General features: G+C 25.2%; 3 protein-coding genes and 1 pseudogene. 1 reads left to right on the forward strand and 3 read right to left on the reverse strand.

Features of this window, described 5'->3' with window-relative positions; genetic code table 11:
- Positions 1-68 precede the first annotated feature (68 nt).
- Genes rpsR through rpsF form a run of 3 tightly spaced genes read right to left on the reverse strand, consistent with a single transcriptional unit; the run spans position 69 to position 1,043 of the window.
- Positions 69-305: a 30S ribosomal protein S18 gene (rpsR, locus tag ON17_RS03110; RefSeq protein ID WP_017192048.1), complete on the reverse strand. Its 237-nt coding sequence runs from the start codon at positions 303-305 to the stop codon at positions 69-71.
- Between the two features lie 41 nt (positions 306-346).
- The gene (locus ON17_RS03115) at positions 347-751 is read right to left on the reverse strand and encodes a single-stranded DNA-binding protein (protein ID WP_017192049.1); all 405 of its coding nucleotides are present in this window, start codon (positions 749-751) and stop codon (positions 347-349) included.
- A gap of 1 nt (position 752) precedes the next feature.
- Positions 753-1,043, reverse strand: a complete 291-nt coding sequence (rpsF, locus tag ON17_RS03120) for a 30S ribosomal protein S6 (RefSeq protein WP_017192050.1) — start codon at positions 1,041-1,043, stop codon at positions 753-755.
- A 708-nt stretch (positions 1,044-1,751) separates the two neighbouring features.
- Here rpsF and ON17_RS03450 point away from each other — a divergent pair.
- Positions 1,752-2,278: pseudogene (locus ON17_RS03450) on the forward strand (TCP-1/cpn60 chaperonin family protein); the annotation flags it as partial.
- Positions 2,279-2,414: the final 136 nt, after the last annotated feature.

Genomic DNA, 2,414 nt, shown 5'->3' on the forward strand with positions numbered 1-2,414 from the left:
GTAAAAATAATAAATTCTCAATATAAAAAATAAAACAAGCATTATCAACTTGTTTTATTTTTATATGATTATTGTATTACAAAAGGCATTAAAGCCATGTGACGAGCTCTTTTGATAGCTATCGCTAAACGTCTTTGCCATTTAGCAGATGTTCCAGTAGTTCTACTTGGTAAAATTTTGCCTCTATTAGTGACAAATTTATTTAATAATTCTACATCTTTAAAATCGATTCTAGTCACTTTGTTTTGAGTAAAGTAACATACTTTACGACGTTTTTTAAAAAATTTTTTTTTACCTGATTGCATAATCTTTTAATACTTCCTTACATTATCGTTATTTAGTTAAATTAAAAAGGGAATTTATCATCTTCATCAATATTAAACTCTTCTGCTGCTGAATTCTGGGAATAATCACTGTCATTATCTTTTTTTTTTCTAGATTCTAAAAACTGAATAGAATCACATTGAATTTCTGTTGTGAATTGTTTTTTATCCGTACCATTGTCAAAAACGCTAGTTTTAATTTTACCTTCAATGCCGATTAAAGCACCTTTAGTAATATATTTAGCTAAATTTTCTGCTTGTTTATTCCAAACAACACAACGAATAAAATCAGTTTCTCTAACTCCTTCAGAGTTAGTAAAAGACCTATTAACTGCTAAATTAAAGCGCACTAAAGGAATATCGCCATTAACAAAACGTAATTCTGGATCTTTTGTAATTCTACCTACTAAAACTACTTTATTAATCATTTTAATTATTATCCTCTAATTTAATTGCCATATATCTCATTATTTCTTCAGATATATTAGCTATATGAGTAAATTCAGCTACAACTGTGCTGTTAGCATCAGCTAATAACCAAACATAATAACCTTTGTTGAATTTTTGAATAGGATAAGCTAATTCTTTTAACCCCATTTCTTTCAATTCTGTAACTTTACCCTCTTTTGTAAAAATACCATTAACGTTATCAATAATTTTTTTTACATTTTTGTCTTCTAAATTAGGTTGTAAAATATACATTACTTCATATTTATTCATGATGATAACCTCCTTTTGGTCTTTTGCGGTCTTGTTTAATTCATAAGACAAGAATTTTAAAGGTTTTTTGATTAAAAAACCTTTACAAGAAATACTTATTATTTCAGTATTTCTTAAATTGATCATTGTTATTTTATTTATATAAAAATAAAATATGGAAAAATAATACTTTTAACAATGCATAAATATACATTAATTACCTATTTATAATTATTGTATCTATGTTTAATTTTAACAGATAAAAAAATAATTTCAACGTGTAAATGGAATTATTGATCAATTTTTTTAAAAAGAATGTTTTTTCTCTTAATCGGTAATCTTTTTTAAAAAAAGCATTTCTTTAAGATGTAAAAAAATAATAGGTTTTTTAATAAAACCTCTTATTTATCTTTTTTTATTCTAAATTTAATTTAATTTGGTCTAATTCTTGCATTAAATCAACAGTTTTAAGCGTTATAACGACTAATTGAGGCAATAAATGAGAATCTCTTGATTTAAAAACCAAAACCATTGGTTGACCTTATATTTGGTATTGGAGAGTTTTTTTGCGGAATATAATATTTCATAGAACGATATTTGATGCAATCTGGAGGAATATTATCTTTAGTTTTAATATCAATAATTTCACTTGGTTCACATTTTTCATAATTAAGGTTTAAATCTGTTAATTTTTGTCCCACTTGTAATAATTATTTGGTTTGTTAATCTATTAAAGGCGGAATAGCGGTTATTAAAGTGGGTGATATAACCAAAAACGAATTAAAAGAAAAAAATTAAGAATTGAAGACGTTTTAAATGTTACTCAAGCGGCTATTACTGAAGGTATTGTAGTTGGTGGTGGAAAAGTTTTAGTAGAAATTTATCAAGAATTAAAAGATAAATTGGTTGATTCTAACGTTGATGTGCAAAAAGGCATTAATATCGTTTTAGAAAGTCTATTGGTTCCTACTTATCTACTTATCAAATAGCAGAAAATGCTGGTTTTGATGGTTTTACCATAGTTAAAGAACAATTGAAACAAAAAGAAAATTGCGTTTTTGATGCTAAAGAAGGCGTTTATGCCAATTTATTACAAAAAGGCATTATAGACCCTACTAGAACAAATTAGACAAGCAATTCTGAATTCTGCTTCTATCACTTTTGTTATTATAACAACTGGTGCAGTTGTGGTTTCTATTAAAGATTATGAAGGCAAAAGTAATAACATGTATATGCCTGAGAATCACTCTTTATAATCATTTTTATTTTTCAAAAAAGTCAATTACTCTTAAAGATTTGTATGAAAATTTTTTTAGTGTTAAATTAACTTTTTTGCTTTTTTCACAAACTTTTTATAATAAAAGATTAATAAAAAAATGATAAAATAAATAT

The sequence above is a fragment of the Poinsettia branch-inducing phytoplasma str. JR1 genome (assembly GCF_000309465.1).
Lineage (GTDB): Bacteria > Bacillota_I > Bacilli_A > Acholeplasmatales > Acholeplasmataceae > Phytoplasma > Phytoplasma pruni.